At 73.5% G+C, this 22,268-nt stretch carries 25 protein-coding genes; 14 read left to right on the top strand and 11 right to left on the bottom strand.

The features are described 5' to 3' along the window. Positions 1-37: 37 nt before the first annotated feature. Positions 38-367, top strand: coding sequence for a DUF952 domain-containing protein (locus tag ACR9ZK_RS03790; RefSeq protein WP_481340447.1), 330 nt, complete (start codon positions 38-40; stop codon positions 365-367). Between the two features lie 42 nt (positions 368-409). Here ACR9ZK_RS03790 and arfB read toward each other — a convergent pair whose 3' ends face one another. From arfB to ACR9ZK_RS03825, 7 genes are all read right to left on the bottom strand, one after another. Next, positions 410-865 carry an alternative ribosome rescue aminoacyl-tRNA hydrolase ArfB gene (arfB, locus tag ACR9ZK_RS03795; RefSeq protein ID WP_481340449.1) on the bottom strand — a complete coding sequence of 152 codons (456 nt, stop codon included), beginning with the start codon at positions 863-865 and terminating at the stop codon, positions 410-412. A 98-nt stretch (positions 866-963) separates the two neighbouring features. Continuing rightward, the gene (locus tag ACR9ZK_RS03800; RefSeq protein ID WP_481340451.1) at positions 964-1,731 is read right to left on the bottom strand and encodes an SDR family NAD(P)-dependent oxidoreductase; all 768 of its coding nucleotides are present in this window, start codon (positions 1,729-1,731) and stop codon (positions 964-966) included. Positions 1,732-1,813: 82 nt separating this feature from the next. Beyond that, entirely contained in the window at positions 1,814-2,965 is a 1,152-nt protein-coding gene (locus ACR9ZK_RS03805; protein WP_481340453.1) for an acyl-CoA dehydrogenase family protein, read from the bottom strand. A gap of 149 nt (positions 2,966-3,114) precedes the next feature. After that, positions 3,115-4,194: an ABC transporter ATP-binding protein gene (locus ACR9ZK_RS03810; protein WP_481340455.1), complete on the bottom strand. Its 1,080-nt coding sequence runs from the start codon at positions 4,192-4,194 to the stop codon at positions 3,115-3,117. Beyond that, positions 4,191-4,976: an ABC transporter permease gene (locus tag ACR9ZK_RS03815; RefSeq protein WP_481340457.1), complete on the bottom strand. Its 786-nt coding sequence runs from the start codon at positions 4,974-4,976 to the stop codon at positions 4,191-4,193. Before ACR9ZK_RS03815 ends, ACR9ZK_RS03810 begins: the two co-directional genes overlap by 4 nt. A gap of 100 nt (positions 4,977-5,076) precedes the next feature. Next, positions 5,077-5,922 carry a molybdate ABC transporter substrate-binding protein gene (gene modA / locus ACR9ZK_RS03820; protein WP_481340459.1) on the bottom strand — a complete coding sequence of 282 codons (846 nt, stop codon included), beginning with the start codon at positions 5,920-5,922 and terminating at the stop codon, positions 5,077-5,079. After that, the gene (locus ACR9ZK_RS03825) at positions 5,919-6,314 is read right to left on the bottom strand and encodes a TOBE domain-containing protein (RefSeq protein WP_481340461.1); all 396 of its coding nucleotides are present in this window, start codon (positions 6,312-6,314) and stop codon (positions 5,919-5,921) included. The genes modA and ACR9ZK_RS03825 overlap by 4 nt, the downstream gene beginning before the upstream one ends. Positions 6,315-6,451: 137 nt before the next feature. Here ACR9ZK_RS03825 and ACR9ZK_RS03830 point away from each other — a divergent pair, with 137 nt between their 5' ends. From ACR9ZK_RS03830 to gabT, 5 genes are all read left to right on the top strand, one after another. Further along, positions 6,452-6,844: an ArsR/SmtB family transcription factor gene (locus tag ACR9ZK_RS03830; RefSeq protein ID WP_481340463.1), complete on the top strand. Its 393-nt coding sequence runs from the start codon at positions 6,452-6,454 to the stop codon at positions 6,842-6,844. Further along, entirely contained in the window at positions 6,841-7,335 is a 495-nt protein-coding gene (locus ACR9ZK_RS03835; protein ID WP_481340465.1) for an SRPBCC family protein, read from the top strand. Before ACR9ZK_RS03830 ends, ACR9ZK_RS03835 begins: the two co-directional genes overlap by 4 nt. 5 nt (positions 7,336-7,340) lie before the next feature. Further along, the gene (locus ACR9ZK_RS03840; protein ID WP_481340467.1) at positions 7,341-7,781 is read left to right on the top strand and encodes a VOC family protein; all 441 of its coding nucleotides are present in this window, start codon (positions 7,341-7,343) and stop codon (positions 7,779-7,781) included. Positions 7,782-7,850: 69 nt separating this feature from the next. Continuing rightward, positions 7,851-8,441, top strand: coding sequence for a dihydrofolate reductase family protein (locus ACR9ZK_RS03845; protein WP_481340469.1), 591 nt, complete (start codon positions 7,851-7,853; stop codon positions 8,439-8,441). A 150-nt stretch (positions 8,442-8,591) separates the two neighbouring features. Continuing rightward, entirely contained in the window at positions 8,592-9,929 is a 1,338-nt protein-coding gene (gabT, locus tag ACR9ZK_RS03850) for a 4-aminobutyrate--2-oxoglutarate transaminase (RefSeq protein WP_481340471.1), read from the top strand. 153 nt (positions 9,930-10,082) lie between these two features. On the opposite strand, the gene ACR9ZK_RS03855 is transcribed toward gabT, so the two are convergent. The 3 genes from ACR9ZK_RS03855 to ACR9ZK_RS03865 form a co-directional block, all read right to left on the bottom strand. Further along, on the bottom strand, positions 10,083-11,090 hold the full coding sequence (locus ACR9ZK_RS03855; protein WP_481340473.1) for a DUF559 domain-containing protein: 1,008 nt from the start codon (positions 11,088-11,090) through the stop codon (positions 10,083-10,085). A gap of 208 nt (positions 11,091-11,298) precedes the next feature. Further along, positions 11,299-12,123 carry an SGNH/GDSL hydrolase family protein gene (locus ACR9ZK_RS03860; protein ID WP_481340475.1) on the bottom strand — a complete coding sequence of 275 codons (825 nt, stop codon included), beginning with the start codon at positions 12,121-12,123 and terminating at the stop codon, positions 11,299-11,301. Further along, complete coding sequence (locus ACR9ZK_RS03865; protein WP_481340477.1) at positions 12,120-12,797, bottom strand: uracil-DNA glycosylase; 678 nt, start codon at positions 12,795-12,797, stop codon at positions 12,120-12,122. The genes ACR9ZK_RS03860 and ACR9ZK_RS03865 overlap by 4 nt, the downstream gene beginning before the upstream one ends. A gap of 45 nt (positions 12,798-12,842) precedes the next feature. Between ACR9ZK_RS03865 and ACR9ZK_RS03870 the strand changes: the two genes are divergently transcribed. From ACR9ZK_RS03870 to ACR9ZK_RS03895, 6 genes are all read left to right on the top strand, one after another. Next, positions 12,843-14,024 (top strand): N-acetylglucosamine-6-phosphate deacetylase, encoded by a 1,182-nt coding sequence (locus tag ACR9ZK_RS03870; RefSeq protein ID WP_481340479.1) that lies wholly within the window; start codon positions 12,843-12,845, stop codon positions 14,022-14,024. Between the two features lie 25 nt (positions 14,025-14,049). Next, positions 14,050-14,697 carry an HAD family hydrolase gene (locus tag ACR9ZK_RS03875; protein WP_481340481.1) on the top strand — a complete coding sequence of 216 codons (648 nt, stop codon included), beginning with the start codon at positions 14,050-14,052 and terminating at the stop codon, positions 14,695-14,697. Positions 14,698-14,785: 88 nt separating this feature from the next. Beyond that, the gene (locus ACR9ZK_RS03880; RefSeq protein ID WP_481340483.1) at positions 14,786-16,147 is read left to right on the top strand and encodes a pyridoxal phosphate-dependent decarboxylase family protein; all 1,362 of its coding nucleotides are present in this window, start codon (positions 14,786-14,788) and stop codon (positions 16,145-16,147) included. Positions 16,148-16,470: 323 nt separating this feature from the next. Then, the gene (locus tag ACR9ZK_RS03885) at positions 16,471-16,770 is read left to right on the top strand and encodes a DUF3263 domain-containing protein (RefSeq protein ID WP_481340485.1); all 300 of its coding nucleotides are present in this window, start codon (positions 16,471-16,473) and stop codon (positions 16,768-16,770) included. Between the two features lie 87 nt (positions 16,771-16,857). Continuing rightward, positions 16,858-17,322: an N-acetyltransferase family protein gene (locus ACR9ZK_RS03890; protein WP_481340487.1), complete on the top strand. Its 465-nt coding sequence runs from the start codon at positions 16,858-16,860 to the stop codon at positions 17,320-17,322. Further along, complete coding sequence (locus ACR9ZK_RS03895; RefSeq protein WP_481340489.1) at positions 17,319-18,383, top strand: P1 family peptidase; 1,065 nt, start codon at positions 17,319-17,321, stop codon at positions 18,381-18,383. Before ACR9ZK_RS03890 ends, ACR9ZK_RS03895 begins: the two co-directional genes overlap by 4 nt. 51 nt (positions 18,384-18,434) lie before the next feature. Here the strand turns inward: ACR9ZK_RS03895 and ACR9ZK_RS03900 are convergent, their stop codons facing one another. Continuing rightward, on the bottom strand, positions 18,435-19,946 hold the full coding sequence (locus tag ACR9ZK_RS03900; protein WP_481340491.1) for an MBL fold metallo-hydrolase: 1,512 nt from the start codon (positions 19,944-19,946) through the stop codon (positions 18,435-18,437). Here ACR9ZK_RS03900 and ACR9ZK_RS03905 point away from each other — a divergent pair. Continuing rightward, entirely contained in the window at positions 19,945-20,379 is a 435-nt protein-coding gene (locus ACR9ZK_RS03905; RefSeq protein ID WP_481340493.1) for an HIT family protein, read from the top strand. The two genes, ACR9ZK_RS03900 and ACR9ZK_RS03905, sit on opposite strands and share 2 nt — an antisense overlap. Positions 20,380-20,618: 239 nt before the next feature. Continuing rightward, the gene (gene groL / locus ACR9ZK_RS03910) at positions 20,619-22,247 is read left to right on the top strand and encodes a chaperonin GroEL (RefSeq protein ID WP_481340495.1); all 1,629 of its coding nucleotides are present in this window, start codon (positions 20,619-20,621) and stop codon (positions 22,245-22,247) included. Positions 22,248-22,268: the final 21 nt, after the last annotated feature.

Raw genomic sequence — 22,268 nt, forward strand, 5'->3', positions numbered from 1 at the left:
GACACCCCGCCGACCGCCGACGCGTCATCATGGGACGGTGACCATCTACCACCTGGCCGAGCGGGCCCACTGGGAGCAGGCGCTGCGAGACGGCGTCTACACCCGCTCGACGCGCCGGCTGTCCCTCGCCGAGGAGGGGTTCATCCACGCGTCCTCGGCGCAGCAGTGGCCGGTCGTGCGCCGGCGCTTCTACGGCGACGTCAGCGAGCCGCTCGTCCTGCTCGAGATCGACGAGAGCCGTCTCGGCTCACGCGTCGTGCACGAGGTGGGCGACCCCACGAGCGGCGAGGTCTTCCCGCACGTGTACGGGCCCATCGAGGTCGGCGCCGTCGTCGGTACCACTGTCCTCGACCCGCCCCACGCCTGATCGACGCCTGGTCCACGGGCCGGCGGTCCGTCGCGCTGTCGGTCACTCCGGGCGGATGCGGCCGCGGCCGGACTTCACCTCGCCCCGGCGTTTCTTGCCGGCGAGCCGCCGCTGCTGCGACCCCCGCGTCGGCCTCGTCGCCCGTCGGGTCGGCGGAGGCGGGGCGAGGGCCTCGCGCAGCAGCGCCTCGAGCCGCTCGCGAGCGGCGGCGCGGTTGCGCAGCTGGGAGCGGTGCTCCGACGCGACGACCGAGACACGGCCCCCGACGAGGCGGCCCGCGAGCGCCGCGACGGCGCGCTCGCGCTGCGTCGCGCTGAGCGCGCTCGAGGTACCCGGCTCGAAGAGCAGCTCGACGCGGCTGTCCGTGGTGTTGACGCCCTGGCCTCCCGGCCCGGAGGACCTGCTGAAGCGCTCGACGAGCTCGGCGGCCGGGATGACGAGCCCGCGCCGCAGGCCCGGCCCCGGCGCGAGGACGAGGTCGGCACCCGGCTCGCTCACTCGTCCATTGTGCCGGGCAGGAACGCGGAAGCGCCGGGCCTGCACGCCGGAAGCGGGCGCGCACGCCGAAGGGCGGGGTGTGCGCGGCAGGGCGGACCTCAGCGGGGCGGCATCCGGAGCGCGCCGTCGAGGCGGATGACCTCGCCGTTGAGCATCGGGTTGTCGACGATGTGCCGCACCAGTGAGGCGTACTCGGCCGGGTCGCCGAGACGCGAGGGGTGCGGCACCTGCTTCTCGAGGATCTCCTTGACCTCGCCGGGCAGCCCGGCGAGCATCGGCGTCTCGAACGTGCCGGGGGCGATGGTCATGACGCGGATCGCCTTGTCCGCCAGGTCGCGTGCCGCCGACAGCGTGAGACCCACGACGCCGCCCTTGCTCGCCGCGTAGGCGGCCTGGCCGATCTGGCCGTCGAAGGCGGCGATGCTGGCCGTGTTGACGATGACACCGCGGTCGCCGTCGAGCGGTTCGTTGCCGGCCATCGCGGCGGCGGCGAGCCGCAGGACGTTGAAGGACCCGACGAGGTTGATGTCGACCACGGTCCGGAACGTGTCGAGGGCGAGCGGGCCGCCCCGACCGAGGACGCGGCCCGGGGTGGCGACGCCGGCGCAGCTGACGGCGATGCGCAGCTCCCCGAGCGAGGTGGCGCGATCGACGGCGGCCCGCACCTGTCCCTCGTCGCGCACGTCGGCGGGAGCGAAGACGACTCGGTCGCTGCGGAGCTCGTCGACGAGCGCCGGGGCGGCCGACCCCTCGAGGTCGACGACGACGACCGTCGCGCCGTCGCCGACGAGCCGGCGGACGGTCGCGCCACCGAGGCCCGAGCCGCCACCGGTCACGAGGGCGACGGTCGAGGAGTTCAGCTGCATGGCAAGGCCTTTCGGGTCTGGGAGCGGCGAGCAGGTCAGGCGGGTCGTGCGAGGGCGGGTCGAGAGCGCCCGGGCTCGCGGGTCAGCGGACCTGGGCGAGCAGCTGGCGGGAGACGACGAGTCGCTGGATCTGGTTGGTGCCCTCGAAGATCTGGGTCACCTTCGCCTCGCGCATGTAGCGTTCGAGCGGGAAGTCCTCGGTGTAGCCGGCGCCACCGAGCACCTGCACGGCGTCGGTGGTCACCCTCATCGCCGCGTCCGTGGCGACGAGCTTGGCCACCGCGGCCTCCTTGGTGAACGGCCGGCCCGCATCGCGCATGCGCGCCGCGTGCAGGTACGTCGCGCGGGCGCTGGTGACCGCGGCCTCGAGGTCGGCGAGGAGGAAGGCCAGCCCCTGGAAGTCGGCGATGCGGCGTCCGAACTGCACACGCTCCGACGCGTACCGCACGGCGGCGTCGAGAGCGGCCTGGGCCAGGCCCGTGGCGGCGGCGGCGATGCCGAGGCGGCCGGAGTCGAGGGCCGCGAGGGCGATGTGCATACCCTCCCCCTCGCCCCCGACGAGCCGGTCGGCGGCGACCGGGACGGCGTCGAACGTCACCTGCGCGACCGGGTCGCAGTGCAGGCCCATCTTGCGCTCGGGCTCGGCGAAGGTCAGGCCGGGGGCGTCGGCCGGCACGACGAACGTCGACAGGCCCCGGCCACCGTCGTCGGAGGTGCGCGCGAAGGTCGTGTAGTAGTCCGCGTGCCCGGCGTGGCTGATCCAGGCCTTGGTGCCCTTGAGCGACCAGCCTTCGGCGGTGCGCGTGGCCCGCGTCGTCATCGAGGCGATGTCGGAGCCGGCGAGCGGCTCGGAGAGGCAGTAGGCGCCGAGCTGCCCTCCGGAGAGCATCCGGGTCAGCAGCGCGGCCTTCTGCTCGTCGGTACCGTGGGCCGCAACCGGGTAGGCGGTCAGGCTGTGGACGCTGACGCCGACGGCGAGGCTCATCCAGACCGAGGCGATCTCCTCGACCACCTGCAGGTACACCTCGTAGGGCTGGTCCGCGCCGCCGAAGTCCTCGGGGTAGGGAAGCGACAGCAGCCCGGCCTGCCCCAGCGTGTGGAAGGCCTTCTCGGGGAACTCGCGGGCCCGCTCCGCGGCGTCGACCTGCGGGGCGAGGTCCTTGCGGCAGATCTCCCGGGTCAGCTCGATCAGGTCGGCGGCCTCTTCGGTGGGCATCAGCCTCGTCGCTGGCATGGCGAAATAGTAGGACGTCCGAGCATCGTGTCCAAAATGTGGGACGCGTGGGGCGGCTGTGCCCTCGGGTGAGCGCGCGGTCCGTCCCCGGACCCCGCGACGCGGCTGTTCGGGGCCGTGCGCCGGCGGCGGTCGAAACGCTCGACGGGTCACCGGGGGTAGGTGCGGACCTCGGTGGCCTTGACGGCGGCCCACAGCCGCTCGCCGACGCGGATGCCGAGGCCGGCGACCGACTCGAGGGTCACCTCGGCGGTCAGCGAGAGGTCGCCCTCCAGGCCGACCCGGGCCGACTGGCCCTGCATCGTCACCGACCTCACCTGCACCTCCCACGTGTTGCGGGGGGAGCCGTCCGGTCGCGTGCGGTGCAGCGCGACGCCATGGGGCGGGACGGTCGCCCACACCGGCCCCTCGGTGGGGTCGGTCGTGACGAGCACGGTGCCGGTTGACGTCGTCACGTGGCCGTGCGAGTCGCCTTGTCCTGCATAGAGGTTGAGTCCGACGACGGTGGCCACGTAGGGGCTGCGCGGCTCGCTCAGCACCTCGGCGGGAGTCCCGGCCTGGGACACGCGGCCGTCCTCGACGAAGACGAGGTGGTCGGCGAGCGTCAGGGCGTCGAGCGGGTCGTGCGTGACCAGGACGGTGACGCCGTCGTAGCCGGCGAGGCGCGCCGCGAGGTCGCTGCGGGTGCGTGCCCGGGTGTCGGGGTCGAGGGCCGCGAGCGGCTCGTCGAGCAGCAGCAGCGACGGGTCGGTCGCGAGCGCGCGGGCGAGGGCGACGCGGGCCTGCTGGCCGGAGGACAGCTCGCGGGGACGCGCGTCGGCGCGCTCGGCGAGGCCGACGCGTCCGAGCTCGGCCAGTGCCCGCTCGCGCGCGGTGCGCCGGTCGACGCCGCGGCTGCGGGGCCCGTACGCCACGTTGTCGAGTGCGCGCAGGTGGGGGAACAGGAGGCTGTCGGCGAGCATGAGCCCGACAGCGCGCTGCTCGGCGGGGACCCGTCGGCGCCCGTCGTCCCAGGTCGCCTCTCCGACGCGGACGTGACCGTCCTCGACCGGCAGCACCCCGGCCAGCGCGAGCACGGCCGTCGTCTTGCCGCCCCCGTTGGGCCCGAGCAGGCCGATGACCTGGCCGGGGGCGGCGGACAGTGCGACGTCGACGCGGAAGCCGCCGCGGCGCAACCGGATCCGCGCATCCAGCGAGCCACGCGTCCGTGGCGAGGAGGGGGCGCTCACCGCAGCCACCGCCCCCGGAGCACGCCGAGGACGAGGATGCTGACGGCGAGCAGCATGATGCTGATCGACACGGCGACCTGCGGGTCACGCTCGAGCTCGACGTAGACGAGCAGGGGGAGGGTCTGCGTGCGGCCCTGGAAGTTGCCGGCGAAGGTGATCGTGGCGCCGAACTCGCCGAGCGCCCGGGCCCACGCGAGCGCCAGACCGCCCGCGATGCCCGGCAGCACGAGGGGCACGGCGACGGTGCGCAGGTAGCGCAGGTCGCTGGCACCGAGGGTCCGGGCGAGGGACTCCAGGCGCGGGTCGAGCCCGCGCAGGGCGCCCTCGACCGCGAGCACGTAGTACGGCATGGCGACGAACGTCTCGGCGAGCACGACGGCCACCGTCGTGAACGGGATCTGGAGCCCCAGCGGCGACAGGTGCTGTCCGAGCAGGCCGTTGCGACCCCACGTCATGAGCAGGGCCACGCCACCGACGACCGGGGGCAGCACGAGCGGCACCGTCAGCACCGCCCGCACCCAGCGCGTGGCCACGTGCTCGGAGCGGGTGAGGAACCACGCGAGGGGAGTTCCCAGAAGCAGGCACAGCACCGCCGTGCACGACGTCGTCGCCAACGACAGCCGCAACGCCGGCAGGACGGAGGGGGCCGTGAGATCCGCGGGCAGCCGGCCCCAGTCGGCCCGCAGGAGCAGGGCCACGAGCGGGACGACGAGCAGCAGGAGCGCCACGGCGGCCGGCACCCCGAGCGCCACGCGCGAGCGCCACCGACCGGCCCGCCTCATCTCACGCCGGCCTGCGCGGTGCGAACGAGGCACACGGGGCGAACGAGGCGGACCCAGCGACGCGGCGGACGCAGCGGACGCGGCGGACGGGGCCGGCCGCTCAGGGCGCACCGAACCCGAACGACCGCAGCGTGGCGAGCCCCGGTGCGCTGAGCAGATAGGCGACGAAGGCCGTCGTCGCGGCGTCGTCGGCGAGCGTGATCACGGGGTAGCGCAGCTGGGTGTTGTCCCGCGCCGGGATCCCGACTCCCGCGACGGCACCCTTCGCGGCGACGACGTCGGAGTGGTACACGACCGCCGCGTCCGCCTCACCGAGCTTGACCTTGGCCAGCGTCGCCTTGACGTCGATCTCCTTGCTCACGACGTTCGGGACGACGCCGGCCTTGGCGAAGGTCGCCTGGGCCGCCCTGCCGCACGGGACCGTGTCGGCGCACAGGACGACCGTGACCCCGGGCCTGGCCAGGTCGGCGAGCGAGCTCACCTTGGCCGGGTTGCCGGGTGGCACGGCGATCTCGAGGACGTTCGTGGCGAAGGTCCTCGAGTCCTTGACGAGCTCCCGGTCGAGCGGCTGGGCCGCCGCGGTCCCGGCGAGCGCGACGACCGACGCCGGTGCGCCATTGTCGACCTGCTGCACGAGCGTCGCGCTGGAGCCGTAGGAGGTCTCGACGGTGACGCCCGGATGGGCCGCCTCGAAGTCCTGACCGACCTTGTCGAAGGCCTCGGTGAGCGACGCCGCCGCGAGCACCGTGACGGTGCCACTGAGGGGCGTGCCCGCCGCGGCGGAGTCTCCGGGCCGTCCGCTGCCACCGCCCGGCGCGGGGACGGCGCCACCGCAGGCCACGAGCCCGAGGACGGCGAGCGTGGCCGCGGCCCACGCCAGGGCGCGTCCGGGGGTGGTCCCCGTCCCGCGGGTGGCACGGTCCGGCCACCCGTCGTCGGCGGTCACGCGGGGACCTCGACGACGACGTGGGTCGACTTGACGGACGCCACGGCGACGGAGCCGATCTCGAGCCCCAGGTCGTCGACGGACTCGCTCGAGAGCAGGGAGGTGATGCGGAAGGGGCCGCACTGCATCTCGACCTTGGCCATGACGGTGTCCTTGGTGATGGCCGTGACGATGCCGCGCATCCGGTTGCGGGCGGACGCGCCCCCGATGGCGCCGACCGCAGCCGGATGCGCGAGCTCCTGCGCGACGGCGGCCAGCTGCGCGCCGTCGACGGTGCGGCGCCCGGCCTCGTCGGTCCCGCCGCCCAGGCGTCCCGCGTCGACCATCCGGCGGACCGTGTCGTCGGAGACGCCGAGCAGGGCGGCGGCCTCGGTGATGCGCAGATGCGGCATGACGTCGACTCTACTCCCGCAGGTGCGGCATTCCAGCGGTGTCCGGGGCCGCGTTGAGAAACGCAGCGAAGGGGGTTGACGCCGAGCGTGTGGAAGGGTTTAATCAACCTATCGATTGATCAAGGAGTTGGTTGATAATGATCCTCTCGCCCGTGTCCGAGGCGGACCTCGACCGCGCGTTCGCGGCCCTGGCCGACCCGGTCCGGCGCGCGATCATCGCCCGCCTCAGCCGCGGCGCCGCGACCGTCAACGAGCTCGCCGAACCGTTCGAGATCAGCAAGCAGGCCGTCAGCAAGCACATCCAGGTGCTCGAGCTGGCCGGACTGGTGAGCCGGTCCCGCGACGCGCAACGCCGCCCGGTCCACCTCGAGGCAGCGCGGCTCGAGGCGATGACGGCCTGGATCGACCGGTACCGCCTCGTCGCGGAGCAGCGGTACCGCGCTCTCGACGCCGTCCTCGAACGCACCGCCGGCCGCGGCACGACGAACGACACGACGCACGACCACACCCAGAAGGAGCAGCAGAAATGAGCAACCCACTGAACATCGACGCCCCCGCCGGCGTGCCGTGGATCGACTTCACGCGCGAGTTCGACGCCCCGGTGGAGGCCGTCTTCAACGCCCACCGCGACCCCGAGCTGGTCCGCCAGTGGCTCGGCCCGCGCGGCTACGAGATGACCATCGAGCGCTGGGACTTCACCTCCGGCGGCGGGTACCGCTACACCCACCGCGACGGCGACAACGTCTACGGCTTCCGGGGCACCTTCCACACCGTGCGCGACAACGAGCTGGCGATCCAGACCTTCGAGTTCGAGGGCGCGCCCGACGAGGTCGCCATCGAGTTCATGCGCTTCGTCGACCTCGGCGACGGCCGCTGCCGCCTCGAGGGGCACAGCGTCGGCCCGACGGTCGAGGGCCGCGACATGATGATCCAGAGCGGGATGGAGAAGGGCATGGTCGAGGGCTACGAGCGCCTCGACGAGCTCGTCGCCACGCCTGCCGACGCGGCGACGAAGGGCTGAGCGTCGTGGACTGGACCCTCGAGGTCGTCATCGTCCCGGTCAGCGACCTCGACGCGGCGATCGCCTTCTACCGCGACCAGGTGGGGTTCCACCTCGACCACGACACGCAGAACGAGCACATGCACGTCGCGCAGCTGACGCCGCCCGGCTCCGGCTGCTCGATCGTCGTGGGGAGCCTGCCCTCGCAGCGGGAGATGCCGCCCGGCTCCCTCAAGGGCGTCCAGCTCGTCGTCGCCGACGCCGAGGCGGCCCGCGCCGAGCTCGTCTCGCGCGGCGTCGAGTGCTCGGAGATCCAGGTCATCGACCCGCGCGACGGCGGCACGTTCTTCGGGTTCGCCGACCCGGACGGCAACACGTGGGCGGTACAGCAGATCGCGGCGCGCGCCGACACGCCGCTCATCCCCGTGAACCACCGCGGCCGGTTCGGCGAGGGCGTCGAGCCGTGACGCACCGGCCGGCGGCACGACGACAGGGTGTGCCGCCGGCCGGCCCAGCACCGGACAAGGAGAGCAGCCATGAGCAGGGTCGTCTTCGACATCAGCATGTCCCTCGACGGGTTCGTCACGGCATCACCGCAGACGCCCGAGGAGCCGCTCGGCGTGGGAGGGCGGGCCCTGCACGCCTGGACCGTCGACCACGAGTACCTCGACCGGGCCATCGCCGACCTCGGCGCCGTCGTCGCCGGCCGCACCACCTACGACCACGCCATCTCGGGATGGCGGGCCGACGGACCGTCAGGGCCGGCGCGTCGCCCCGTGTTCGTCGTGACCCACCGGGCCCCAGACCCTGACACGGTGCCGGCCGGCGGCGTCTACACGTTCGTCACCGACGGTGTGGAGTCAGCGGTCGAGCAGGCGAGGGCTGCGGCGGGCGGGCGGACCGTCACCGTCATGGGCGGCGCGGACCTGGGGCGGCAGTGCCTCGCCGCCGGCCTCGTCGACGAGATCTCGCTCCACGTCGCACCGCGGCTCTTCGGGTCGGGGACGCCGTTGTTCGAGGGCCTCGACCTCGGCCACGTCGACCTCGAGCTCCTCGAGTGCAGCAGCGCTCCGGAGACGGTCCACCTGCTCTACCGGGTCAAGGGCGGGAGCCCGGTCGCCCCCTGAGGGAGCCATGGCGGGACGACGCGTTCGGTCGCGAACGGCGGTCCACACCGCTGACTCCGTGACCGGATGCGCCGTCCGTGCACGGAATGAGTGGTCCGGGGCGCCGCTCCCGCTTTCCGGAACGCCGTTGCGGACGGCATACTGACGCGCATGAGCAGCGTCCCCCAGCAGCGCGTCCTCAAGACCGCGATCCCCGGCCCCCGCTCGGTCGAGCTCCAGCATCGCAAGGCGGCGGCCGTGTCCGCCGGCGTCTCCACCGGTCTGCCGGTGTACGTCGAGAAGGCCGGCGGGGGCATCCTCGTCGACGCGGACGGCAACCAGCTCATCGACTTCGGCTCCGGCATCGCCGTCACGACCGTCGGCAACGCCGCACCGCGCGTCGTCGAGCGGGTGACCGAGCAGGTGCAGGACTTCACCCACACGTGCTTCATGGTCACGCCGTACGAGGAGTACCTCGAGGTCGCCGAGGCCCTCAACGAGCTGACGCCGGGTGACCACGAGAAGCGCTCGGCCCTGTTCAACTCCGGCGCCGAGGCCGTCGAGAACGCCGTGAAGGTCGCGCGCCACTACACCGGCCGCAACGCCGTCGTCGCCTTCGACCACGCCTACCACGGCCGCACCAACCTCACCATGGCCCTGACGGCCAAGAACATGCCGTACAAGCACCGGTTCGGGCCCTTCGCCGGCGAGGTGTACCGGGTGCCGATGAGCTACCCGTTCCGCTGGCCGGGCGGCCCGGCCGACTGCGCGAAGGAGTCGTTCGACGTCTTCGTGTCGCAGGTCCACGCCCAGGTCGGCGAGGACAACCTCGCGGCGGTCATCCTCGAGCCGATCCAGGGGGAGGGCGGCTTCATCGTCCCGGCTCCGGGCTTCGTCAGGCAGGTCGCGCAGTGGTGCCGCGAGAACGGGGTCGTCTTCATCGCCGACGAGGTGCAGACCGGGTTCTGCCGAACCGGTGACTGGTTCGCCAGCGAGCACGAGGACGTCGTGCCCGACCTCATCACCACGGCGAAGGGCATGGCGGGTGGTCTGCCGCTCGCCGGCGTCACCGGCCGGGCCGAGATCATGGACGCCGTGCACGGTGGCGGGCTCGGCGGCACGTACGGTGGCAACCCGGTCGCCTGCGCGTCGGCCCTCGGCGCCATCGAGACGATGAGGACGGAGGACCTCTGCGGCCGCGCCAAGCAGGTCGAGGCGCTCTTCGTGCCGCGGCTCGAGGCGCTCGCCGCGCGGTACCCGCAGATCGGCGACATCCGTGGCCGCGGCGCGATGCTCGCCGTCGAGCTCGTCAACGGAGAGGGCGACCTCACGCCGAACGCTGCCCTCACCGCCGCCGTCAACAAGGCCTGCCACGCCGCCGGCCTCGTCACGCTGACGTGCGGGACGTACGGGAACGTCTTCCGCTTCCTGCCGCCGCTCGCCGCGAGCGATGCGCTGCTGTCCGAAGGTCTCGACGTCTTCGAGGAGGCGTTCGCCGCCAGCATCTGACAGGCTGGCTGACGCATCGAGGCCGACCCGCGTTCGTGGCGGGCCGGCCTCTGCGCGTCCCGGCTCCGCCCGCCTGCGCCTCTCGCCCATTCACGGACGCTTCGATCCGGGACCGAGGACGGACCTTCGCCGGGCTGACGGCTGGCCCCGTGCTCAGGCCACGACCGCGCGGGGCCGAAGGTCCGTCATGCGTCCCGACTCGTCGCCCTGCGACCGGCCCCGGCCCTCGGCGACGCGTCGCCGGACCGTCCGCTCGATGACGCGCGCGACCCACTCCGGCCGCAGCATCACCTGCTCCCACGAGAAACGGAGCACGAGCCAGCCGCGGGCCACGAGCTCGTCATAGCGCTCGCAGTCACGACCCAGGGCCGCCCGCTCGCCGTGGAACTCGAAGCTGTCGGCCTCCAGGACGATGCCGAGGGCCTCGTCGGCGAGGTCGACGCGGGCGTAGAAGTCGTCGTACCGGATCCGGTGCTGCGGTTCCCAGCACGTTCCGTCGACGCCGAGCGCGATGGCGCGCAGCACCGACTCGAACGGGTTGGCCGCCTTCGCCGTGGCGTGTCGTTCGACGGCGAGCACGCGTGCCCGGTGCCGTGGGCCGAGACGTGCCGTCGCCGAGACGACGACCTGGCGGGGCAGCCCGCTGCGCAGCGCGGAGTCGAAGACCGACAGCGCCTCGTCGAAGGGAAGGTCGAGGCAGCAGTCGATGACGGTGCGCACCGGCGTCGTCACCCAGCCGCCGGAGACGTCGGACGGGTCCAGGTTTCGGCGGTGCAGCGTCGACAGGCCCTCCGCGCTCGCACGCAGCTTGCGGTTCGCCGGGATCGCGACGTCGGGGAGGGGCGGCGCGCACTTGACCTTCCAGCCCCAGTGCAGCGCGGCGGTGCGATGCGACGCGACGCCGGTCAGGCGGCGGGCCACCACCCGGCCGTCGTGGGCGCCCGCGAGCGTGTAGACGTCCCGGCCCGGGTGCCGGACCACGCCCTCCTCGGTGGCGCGGGCGATGAGGCGCCAGGACACTGCCCGGCGCAGCTCGCGCCACGTGCAGGTGCCGCCCAGTCGGTGGACGGCAGTCGCGACGTCGGCCGTCGGGCGGCGTCGGGCCCGTCGCCGGGCGGACGCGGCGCCGGTGGAGTCGTCGGTGGAGTCGTCGGTGGACATGACCTGAGGCTGCCAACGCGCGACGGGGGCTCGCCGGCGTCGTCCACAGCCACTGGGGAACGGTGACGTACTTCGGCGCCCGACGGCGCGGCCCCGTGCTCAGCCGAAGGCTCTCCCGTCGTGAGCCTCCGTCATCGGTCCCGCTCGGCGGTCGTCCGGACGCGGGGTCAGTCGCCCGCGGCGGTCGGCGCGGCGGTCGGCGCGGCGGTCAGTCCGGCTCGACGGGCGTGACGTCGGGGCGCTTGGCCGAGCGGTGGTCGCCCGAGGAGCGGCCGGTGAGGCGCCGGTGCACCCACGGCCCGACGTACTCGCGGGCCCACTGCGCGTTGGCCTGGAGCGCCTCGCGGCGGCTGATCGGGGGAGCCGGGTCGAGCGGCGTCTCCCACCCCGCCTCCGACGGCGTGTGCCCGAGCGCCTCGAGGGCGGCGAGGGAGACACGACGGTGCCCCTCGGTGGTCATGTGGATGCGGTCCTCGGACCACATGCGCCAGTCGCGCAGCGCGTGCAGGCCCCACTGGTCGATGACGTGGGCGCCGTTGCGGCGGGCGATGCTCCAGATGTTGGCCGAGTGGATCGCGGCCCGGCCACGGGTGGCCTTGACGAGGGGCGCGTCGGCGGGGTCGACGGGCGTGGCCATGAGGACGTCGGCGCCGGTGGCGCGGATGCGGGCCACGGCGACCTCGAGCCGCGCGGCGAGGCCGTCGAGGTCGGCCTTCGGCCGCAGGATGTCGTTGCCGCCGCCGACGATGCTGACGAGGTCGGGCTCGAGGGCGAGGGCGTCGTCGAGCTGCGGGCCGACGACGTCGGCGAGCTTGCGGCCGCGGACGGCGAGGTTGGCGTAGCCGAAGTCCTGCCCGGCCGCCGACGCGATGCCGGACAGGTGGGCGGCGAGCCGGTCGGCCCAGCCGGCGAACTCGCCGTCGTGGGCGAAGGCCGGGTCGTCGTCGCACATCCCCTCGGTGAACGAGTCGCCGATCGCGACGTAGCGGGTCCAGACGCGGGGCACGTGCACGCCGGGTGCGGGCTGGGTCATGACAGCCTCCAGTCGATGGGGTCGGCGCCCTGCCGGGCGAGCAGCTCGTTGGTGCGGCTGAAGGGCCGCGAGCCGAAGAAGCCGGAGCGGGCGGACAGCGGCGAGGGGTGGGCGGACTCGATGCGGGGCACGTCGCCGAGCATCGGTGCGAGCGACTGCGCCTGGCGGCCCCAGAGGATGGCCACGAGGGGCCCGCCGCGGCTAACGAGGGCCGAGATCGCCTGTGCCGTCACGGTCTCCCAGCCCTTGCCCTGGTGGCTGGCGGGCTTGCCCGGGCGGACCGTGAGCACCCGGTTGAGCAGCATGACGCCGCGCTCGAACCACGGCGAGAGGTCGCCGTTCGAGGGCGTCGGGAGGCGCAGGTCGGTACCCAGCTCCTGGTAGATGTTCTGCAGCGACCGAGGCACCGGCCGCACGTCCGGGGCGACGCTGAAGCTGAGGCCGACCGGGTGGCCGGGTGTCGGGTACGGGTCCTGCCCGACGACGAGGACCCGGACGTCGGGCAGCGGCAGCCGGAAGGCGCGCAGGACGGCCTCGCCCGCGGGGAGGTAGCCGCGACCGGCCTGGACCTCGGCGCGGAGGAACTCGCCCATGGCGGCGATGGTGTCCGCGACCGGCTCGAGGGCGGGCACCCACGTCGGGTGGACGAGCTCGCTCAGGGGACGCGCTGGCACGGCCCACACGCTACAGCCGCGGCGGGTGCGACAGAATCGACCCCGATGGAGCTCACCCTGCGCGGCCCTGCCCTCGTCGACGACGTCGTGCTGCCCGACGTCCTCGTCCGGGTCGCGGGCGACCGCGTCCTCGACGTCACCCCCGCGGACCGCGAGGTCCCCCACGCCTCCCGGGGGTCCGGAGCGTCCGGCGGTCCGGTCGAGCGTGTCGAGGGGACGCTGCTGCCCGGGTTCGTCGACATCCACTGCCACGGCGGCGGTGGGACGGCGTTCACCGACCTGCGGGACGAGGCGGCCGCCGCGACCGCCCGCCACCACCACGAGCGCGGTTCGACGAGCGTCGTGGCGAGCCTGGTGACGATGTCGCCCGCCGACCTCGAGCGCGGGGTCGCGATGCTGGCCGAGCTCGCCGACGACGGGCTCGTCGAGGGCATCCACCTCGAGGGGCCGTGGCTGTCCGAGGCCCGCTGCGGCGCCCACGACCCGACGCTGTTGCGCGACCCCTCGCTCGCCGAGGTCGAGCGCCTCCTGCACCTCGGTCGCGGCCACGTGCGCCAGGTGACGGTGGCGCCCGAGCGCTCGCACGGCCTCGACCTCGTCCGCTGGCTCACCGACGCCGGAGTCCACGCCGCGGTCGGCCACACGACCGCGACGTTCCCGCAGGTGGAGCAGGCCCTCGCCGCCGGTGCCGACATCGCGACCCACCTGTTCAACGGCATGGACCCGTGGCACCACCGCGAACCCGGCGCCGTCGCCGCGATGCTCCGGGCCGCCGCGCGCGGCACGGCCACCGTCGAGCTCATCGCCGACGGCGCGCACGTCTCCGACGACACGACCCGCACCGTCCTCGACCTCGTCGGCCCGGACCGGGTGGCCTTCGTGTCCGACGCGATGGCCGCGGCCGGCGTGGGCGACGGCTCGTACGTGCTCGGGGGGCTCGATGTGGTCGTTCGCGACGCGGTGGCCCGCCTCGCGCGCGACCCCGACGGCACGGCTCCGGGTTCCATCGCGGGCGGCACGAGCCACGTGGCAGACCTCGTCACGCGCGCCGTGGCTTCGGGTGTGCCGTTGGCGGCCGCCGCGCGCAGCGGGTCCGGCACGCCGGCCCGGGCCCTCGGGCTGCACGGACGCGGCACCATCGCCGCGGGCGCCCGCGCTGACCTCGTCGTCGTCGACGCGGCCGGCCGGGTGCGGCGAGTCATGCGGGGCGGGCGCTGGCTCGGCTGAGCGTGGCAGGCCCTAGGCTCGCCCGGTGAACTCTCCCCGCTGGACCACCGCCGTCTTCGACCTCGACGGCACCCTCGCAGACACGATCCCCCTCATCGTGGACTCGTACCAGCACGCCTTCCGCAGCGTGCTGGGGCGTGAGGAGGACCCCGACGTCATCCGCTCGTGGATCGGCCGCCCGCTCATCAACGCCTTCCGCGACCACTCGCCGGAGCACGCCGACGAGCTCTACGACACCTACCTGCGGTGGAACGCCGACAACACCGAACGGCTCATCCGCGGCTACGACGGGGTCCGTGAGGTCCTCGGCGACCTGCGCGGCGCCGGCGTCCGCGTCGGGGTGGCCACCTCGAAGCGTCGCGACTCCGCGCAGCAGGCCATGGACATCCTCGGGCTCGCCGAGCACGTCGAGGTCCTCGTGGCGATGGAGGACACCGAACGGCACAAGCCGGACCCGACCCCGATCCTGTCCTGCCTCGAGCGCCTCGGCCGCGGCTCCAACGACGCCGTGTACGTCGGGGACGCCGTCGTCGACGTCCTCGCCGGCAAGGCGGCGGGCGTCGACACCCTCGCGGTGACGTGGGGTGCGGGCACGACCGAGGCCCTCCACGGCGTGCGTCCGACCGTCTTCGCGCACGACGCGGCGGGGCTGCGGGACGCCCTGCTCGGCTGAGCAGGGCGGGCCGCGCGACCCCGGCGCGCGGCCCGCACGTCGGTCGCGGCGTGTCGGAGGACGCCACGCCAGGCCCTAGCATCGGCGCGTGCACAGCTTCGACAAGGACGCCGACCACCTCGCCGTCGACAAGGTCCTGAGCTACGCGCGGGAGCGCCTCCTCATGGACCCCATCCCGTTGGACGGGGCCCAGACCGAGGAGTACCTCCAGGCGGCCGTCGGTCAGACGATCACCCCTGCCGGCCTCGGACCGACGCGCGCGATGGAGCTGTTCGAGCACACGCTCGCACCGGCCTGCCTGTCCACCGACCACCCGCGCTACCTGTCCTTCATCCCGTGCGCCCCGACGCGGGAGGCGGCGGCTTTCGACGTCGTCGTCGGCGCGTCCTCGATCTACGGCGGCTCGTGGATGGAGGGCGCCGGGGCGATCTATGCCGAGAACCAGGCGCTGCGCTGGATCGCCGACCTCGCTGGCCTGCCCGAGTCGGCCGGTGGCGTGTTCGTCCCCGGGGGCACGGTCGGCAACCTGTCCGCCCTCGTCGTGGCCCGTCACACGGCCCGGGCCCGCGCGACCGAGGCCGGCACGGGCGCGCGTCCGTACCGCATCGCCGCGACCGACAACGCCCACTCGTCGGTCGTCTCGATGGCCGCCGTCATGGACGCCGAGGTCGTGGGCGTGCCCGTCGACGAGAAGCTGCGCCTCACCGGACCCGAGCTGCGACGCGTCCTCGAGGAGCACGGGCCCGACACGTTCTTCGCCGTCGTCGCGACGTCCGGGACGACGAACTTCGGCGTCGTCGACGACCTCGCGGCGGTCGCCGAAGTGTGCCAGGAGTACGGCATCTGGCTGCACGTCGACGGTGCCTACGGCGGTGCGGGCCTCGCGGCGCCTTCGGTGCGCCACCTCTTCGCGGGCATCGAGCACGCCGACTCCTTCATCGTCGACCCGCACAAGTGGCTCTTCGCGCCGTTCGACTGCTGCGCTCTGCTCTACCGCGACCCGACGCTGGCCCGCATCGCGCACACCCAGGAGGCCGGGTACCTCGACGTGCTGACGTCGGCGCCCGAGTGGAACCCGACCGACTACTCGATCGGCCTGACGCGGCGGGCCAGGGGCCTGCCGTTCTGGTACTCGCTCGCGGTCCACGGCACCGATGCCTACGTCGAGGCGATCGAGAGCACGCTCGAGGTGACCCGCTTCGCCGCCGAGGAGGTCGGGCGGCGGCCCTACCTGGAGGTCGTCCGCGAGCCCGACCTGTCGGTCGTGGTGTTCCGACGCCGCGGCTGGGGCCCCCAGGACTACGCGGCGTGGACCGACCGGCTGCTCGCCCAGGAGTTCGCCTTCGTCGTGCCGACGACGTTCCGCGGCGAGACGCTGACGCGCTTCGCCATCGTCAACCCGCACACGACCAAGGAGGACGTCTCGGCGATCCTCGATACGATGTCCTGACGCCCGAGGGCCGGACGCGCGGCCCTGTGACCGATGGGGTCGCTGGGGCCGCTGGGGCTGGTGTGGCCGCCGTGACGATGGGTCCGTCGAAGCCGCGGCCGGAACGCGACGACACCCCGGCGAGCCGCCACGCGGCTGAATGACACCCTTGTCATTTGCGTCTAGGGTTGGCCCCGGAGCCAACGCAGCAGCACTCGTGCTGCTCGACGTCACCGGGGGTGGTCGGCACCGGCGCGGCGCAGCCCGCGTCGGCGGTCGGCCCACAGCGGGACCAGCACGACAGCACGACAGCGACCGAGCAATCGACGCGACGAGACGGGGACATGAGCACAGAACACGCCACGGCGCAGCCGCACCGCCACGACTCCGGGGGCGGCCTGAGCGACCGCGATCTCGAGATCCTGGCCTTCGAGCGCCAGTGGTGGAAGTACGCGGGCTCCAAGGAGCAGGCCATCAAGGAGCTGTTCAACATGAGCTCAACGCGCTACTACCAGGTGCTCAACGCCCTGCTCGACGACCCCCAGGCCCTCGAGGCCGACCCGATGCTCATCAAGCGCCTGCGCCGGATGCGCGCGAGCCGCCAGCGCGCCCGCACGAGCCGGCGCCTCGGCATCAACGTCTGACCCTCCCGCCGCGCCGCCCTCGTGCCGGCGCCGCGCGCACCACCCGACGTCTCGGCCTGCGCCTCGTCCGCGTGGTTCACTTCCCCCATGGCCGAGGTGACGATCCGCCGCGCCGGGGCCGACGACGCCTTCATCGTCGCCGCGCTGCACCTGCAGTTCGCCCGCGAGCTCGGCATGCCCTCGGAGCAGGGCTACCTCGACCGCTTCGTCGACGCGTGGCTGCAGGAGCGGCCGGACCGCCCGACGTGGATCGCCGAGAGCCGGGGGGAGCACGCCGGGATCCTCGAGACGCGCCGCATCCGGGCCCTGCCGTGGCCGGGCCGGCGTGACGTCAGCTGGCTGCACGTCGGCGGCCTCTTCGTCGCCCCGAGCTGCCGCGACCGCGGGGTGGGCAGGGCCCTGACCGAGGCGATGATCGAGTGGTCCCGCTCGACCGACGTCAAGTGGATCCGGCTCAACGCGCCCGACGCCCGGGCCCAGGAGTTCTACGAACGGCTCGGCTTCACCTCGCCCGGCACGCTCATGGAGTTCGATCTGAGGGACCCGTCATGACGCGCCCCGGCCCCACCAACTCCATCGTCGACGTCGCCGGGTTGCGCGTCGGGCACGCGACGCGCGACGAGGCCGGCTGGCTCACCGGGAGCACGGTCGTGCTGACCCCGCCCGGCGGTGCGGTCGCGGGGGTCGACGTGCGCGGCGGCGGCCCCGGCACCCGCGAGACCGACCTGCTCGACCCCCGCAACCTCGTCGATCGTGTCGACGCCGTCGTCCTCGGCGGTGGTTCGGCCATGGGTCTCGCGGCCGTCGACGGCGTGGCTCGGTGCCTGCTCGCCGACGGCCGGGGCTGGCCCATGGGGGAGCGGCGCGTCGTGCCGATCGTGCCGGGCGCGATCCTCTTCGACCTCGGCCGCGGCGGCACGTGGGAGCACCACCCCGGTGCCGACGAGGGCCGCGCCGCGTACGAGGCCGCGCGGCAGGCGTCCGTCGGCGAGGCGCCGGCGGCAGGCTGCGTCGGCGCGGGCACCGGTGCCAAGGCGGGTGGCCTCAAGGGCGGGATCGCCTCGGCCAGCGTCGTGCTCGAGTCGGGGGTGACCGTCGCGGCGCTCGTCGCAGTCAACGCGGTCGGCTCGGCCGTCGACCCCGACACCGGCGCCATTCACGGCGTCCGGTACGGCCTGGGCGACGAGTTCGCCGGCATCGGCGTGCCCTCCGCCACGGAGGTCGCCGCCGCCCGCGAGCGGGGTGAGGCGCTCGCGGCAGCCGGGGTCGCCATGCCGGGCCTCGCGACGACCATCGGCGTCATCGCCACCGACGCGACGCTGACGAAGGCCCAGTGCGCCAAGCTCGCCGGCATCGGGCACGACGGCTTCGCCCGCGCCATCAAGCCGGTGCACACGCTCTTCGACGGCGACACGCTCTTCGCCCTCGCGACCGGCGCCGGCCCGGCGCCGGACCCGCTCGCCCTGACGGTGCTCATGGAGGCCGGTGCCGACGCCGTCGCCCGGGCCATCGCCCACGCGCTGCTCGCCGCGACGTCCGTCGACCGCACGGCCGAGGGCGGGGTGGCGCTGCGCTCCTGGCGCGACGCGTTCCCCTCCGCGGTCAGGGCCTGAACCCTCCGGGTCCCGACCAGTCCGCGCATCCGCTGGGCGCTCGGATGCGGCTCAGGGCAGCAGGTCCAGGTGCGCGTAGCCCCGCCGGAAGGCCTCGGCGAGCCCGGCCACCGGGTACGGCAGCCGCCGGTCCGGCTCTCGCACCGCGTCCTCGACGTCGACACCGGCGCTTCGGCGCTCGCGGATGACCGCGGCCACCGCGGCGACCTCGTCGCGTTGCCGCGCGACGAACCCCACGTCGACGGGCCGGCCGTGGCCGGGCACGACCACGGTTCGGTCCGAGGTCTCGACGAGGTGGGCTGCCAGGGTGTCGGCCCACTCCAGCGGCCACGAGTCGTCGCCGAAGGACGGGTGGGCGCTCTCCTCGACGAGGTCGCCCAGGAACAGGGCGTCGGTGTCGGGGACCGCGACAGCGACGTCGCCGTCGGTGTGGCCGCGTCCGTGCCAGGCCATCGTCACCACGCGGTCGCCGAGGTCGACGGTCGCGTGCGAGCCGAACGTCCGGTCCGGACGCCGGACCCGCGTGGCGAGGACGTCGACGACGTCCTCGGCCGTGTAGCCGGCCTCCGGGGCGTCGCCGGGGTCGGCCCGGAAGAGGGCCCTGATCCGATCGGCGTGGTCCTCGATGGTGCGGCCGACGTTGTCGTGGGCATGGACCGTCGCGTCGTCGAAGGCGATGTTGCCGAACGTGTGGTCGAAGTGGACGTGCGTGTTGACGACGTGGGTGACGACGATGTCGCGGCCGAGCCGGCGCACGTCGTCGAGGACCCGGCGGCCCTGCGTGCCGCTGCCCCGCGTGTCGACGACGACCGCGCCGTCCCGCCCGAGGACGAGGCCGACGTTGACGTCCCACTCGGGGTAGCGGGCGACGAGGACCCGGTCGGCGACCTCGATGAAACCGGTGGCTCGCCCCGGCGTGGTCCGCGTCGCGTCCTCCATGCGCGCCACGGTAGTGGTCCCGGTCCCGGGAGGCGTCCCGAGCCCGATTCGTCTAGTTTGGGGGGTCATGTCCTTCGACTCCGGGGCCCGCCCTCCACGCGCGAACCGTCGTCCCGTGCTCCTGCTGTCCGCCCTCGCGGCCATCGTCCTCGCCGGTGTCGGCGGGGTGACCTTCTTCTCCGGCGACAGCTGGCGTGACGAGGCCATGTCGTCCGGCGTGTTCCCGACCCTGCCCGGCGACGAGTTCTCCACGCCGCCGACCGACGAGCCGTGGTGGACCACGGCCGGCGACCCGCCGACGTCCGGCGGCCCCACGTCAGGGGTGGCGACCGCGACCGTGCTGCCGGTGACGGCGTCGCCGCCGTCCGCGACCTCCACGACGAGCGCCGTGCCGACGAGCACCGCACCGGAGCCCGGCCCGTCGGCGACGCGCGCACCCTCCACACCACCCTCGACCGGCACGCCGTCCCCCTCCTCGACGAGCGACCCGAGGCCCGGCCCCCGGCCGACGAAGACGACTCCGCCCTCCCCGACGCCGACCTCCTCGCCGACCTCGAGCGGCTCTGGCTGCTGGCTGCTCGTCATCTGCTGACGCGTCGCCGCGGCATGGGAGCCTGATCGCATGGACTGCGTCTTCTGCTCCATCGTCGCGGGTGACGTACCGGCCGACGTCGTGCTCGACGAGCCCGACCTGCTCGGCTTCCTCGACCGGCGACCGGTGTTCAAGGGACACGTGCTCCTCGTGCCACGCCGCCACGTCGACACCCTCCTCGACCTGCCGCAGCCGCTGCACGCGCCGTTGCTCGGGGCGGCGCAGCGGCTCGCCGGTGCCGTCGTCGAGGGGCTCGGCGCCCAGGGCAGCTTCGTGGCGATGAACAACGTCGTCAGCCAGTCGGTGCCGCACCTGCACGTGCACGTCGTGCCCCGGACCAAGGGCGACGGCCTGCGGGGCTTCTTCTGGCCGCGCACGACGTACGCGTCCGACGCCGAGTCGGCCGCCTATGCCGCCCGCCTCGCGGGAGCGTTGGCGCCGCCGGTGGCGCGCGCCGACGCCTGAGGCGCGCGTGATCACCGCGACGGCTCATCGGCGAACGGGTCGGCATCGTGGCCTGCTGTTTGCACTCTCCGGGTGAGAGTGCCAATAATGGCGTTAGCACTCTCCAGGTGGGAGTGACAGAACTGGGCCGCACGCCGAGGGCTCGGTCCCGCAGCGACGTGAGCTGCCGGGTCCGGTCCCATCCGTCGCGGGCGTCGTGCGGGCCGCCACCAACGATTCGCGTGGGAGGAACCACCCGAATGGCCAAGACCATTGCGTTTGACGAAGAGGCGCGTCGCGGCCTCGAGCGCGGCATGAACACCCTTGCCGACGCCGTCCGCGTCACGCTCGGCCCCAAGGGCCGCAACGTCGTCCTGGAGAAGAAGTGGGGCGCCCCCACGATCACCAACGACGGTGTCTCGATCGCCAAGGAGATCGAGCTCGACGACCCGTACGAGAAGATCGGTGCGGAGCTCGTCAAGGAGGTCGCCAAGAAGACCGACGACGTCGCCGGTGACGGCACGACGACGGCCACCGTCCTCGCCCAGGCCATGGTGAAGGAGGGCCTGCGCAACGTTGCCGCGGGCGCCAACCCGATGGCCCTCAAGCGCGGCATCGAGAAGGCCGTCGAGGCCGTCTCCGCGTCGCTGCTCGAGTCCGCCAAGGAGGTCGAGACCAAGGAGCAGATCGCCTCCACCGCCAGCATCTCGGCGGCCGACGAGGAGATCGGCGGCCTCATCGCCGAGGCGATGGACAAGGTCGGCAAGGAAGGCGTCATCACCGTCGAGGACTCCAACACCATGGGCCTCGAGCTGGAGATGACCGAGGGCATGCGCTTCGACAAGGGCTACATCTCGGCGTACTTCGTCACCGACACCGAGCGCATGGAGGCCGTCCTCGACGACGCCTACGTGCTCGTGGCCAACAGCAAGATCGGCAGCATCAAGGACCTCATCCCGCTGCTCGAGAAGGTCATGCAGTCCGGCAAGCCGCTGCTCATCATCGCCGAGGACATCGAGGGCGAGGCCCTGGCGACCCTCGTCGTCAACAAGATCAAGGGCACGTTCAAGTCCGTCGCCGTCAAGGCCCCGGGCTTCGGCGACCGCCGCAAGGCGATGCTCACCGACATCGCGATCCTCACCGGTGGCCAGGTCATCTCCGAGGAGGTCGGTCTCAAGCTCGAGAACGCCACCCTCGACCTGCTCGGCAAGGCGCGCAAGGTCGTCGTCACCAAGGACGAGACGACCATCGTCGAGGACGCCGAGGACCGCACGCAGATCGAGGGCCGCATCGCCCAGATCAAGGCCGAGATCGAGAAGTCGGACTCCGACTACGACCGCGAGAAGCTCCAGGAGCGCCTCGCCAAGCTCGCCGGCGGCGTCGCCGTCATCAAGGCGGGCGCGGCCACCGAGGTCGAGCTCAAGGAGCGCAAGCACCGCATCGAGGACGCCGTCCGCAACGCGAAGGCCGCCGTCGAGGAGGGCATCGTCGCCGGTGGTGGCGTCGCCCTCATCCAGGCCGCCAAGGCGCTCGACGCCCTCTCGCTCGAGGGTGACGAGGCCACCGGCGCGAACATCGTGCGCGTCGCGACCGAGGCCCCGCTCAAGCAGATCGCGATCAACGCCGGCCTCGAGGGCGGCGTCGTCGCAGAGAAGGTGCGCGGTCTCGCCCCCGGCCACGGCCTCAACGCCGCCACGGGCGCCTACGAGGACCTCCTCGAGGCGGGCATCATCGACCCGGTCAAGGTGACGCGTTCCGCGCTGCAGAACGCGGCGTCGATCGCGGCGCTGTTCCTCACGACCGAGGCCGTCATCGCCGACAAGCCGGAGAAGGCCGCTGCGGTCCCCGGCGGCGGTGACATGGACGGCATGGGCGGCATGGGCTTCTGAGCCCGCTCGCTCCACCACAGA

It is taken from the genome of Monashia sp. HAY1-5C, from assembly GCF_056755255.1.